This is a genomic window from Pseudonocardia oceanicola, from assembly GCF_047200735.1.
Classification (GTDB): domain Bacteria; phylum Actinomycetota; class Actinomycetes; order Mycobacteriales; family Pseudonocardiaceae; genus Pseudonocardia.
In genome coordinates this window covers 1-311 of record NZ_JBJZON010000110.1, presented here as the reverse complement: position 1 = coordinate 311, position 311 = coordinate 1, and the positions used below count along the sequence as shown (strand labels likewise).

1 protein-coding gene is annotated in these 311 nt (G+C 76.2%); it reads right to left on the bottom strand.

All coding sequences use genetic code 11. The annotated features are described in order from the left end of the window. Positions 1-257, bottom strand: a 257-nt coding sequence (locus ACL02T_RS35035) for an SDR family NAD(P)-dependent oxidoreductase (protein WP_412835111.1), incomplete at its 3' end; no start/stop codon positions are given. Between the last annotated feature and the right edge of the window lie 54 nt (positions 258-311).

The following is a 311-nucleotide window of genomic DNA, read 5'->3' as shown; positions in this document are numbered from 1 at the left end:
CCGAGGTCCGCCGCCTTGGCCGCCGCAGCGTCGGCCCCCGCGCGGTCCCGGACATCGAGCACCTGGCTGTCCGCCGTGCCGCCGGCCTCCACGATCTGCTTCGCGACGACCCGGGCCGCGTCCTCGTTCACGTCGGTCACCAGGACCGCGGCCCCGGCCCGGGCGAACGCCGTGGCCACCGCGGCCCCGATCCCGCCACCCGCCCCGGTGACGAGCGCGACGCGCCCGTCGAGCGAGAAGACGTCCAATGCCGGCATCAGTAGCTCTCCTTCACAAAGGACGCCGGCCCGGGTGCAGAGGCCGGCGGTCGG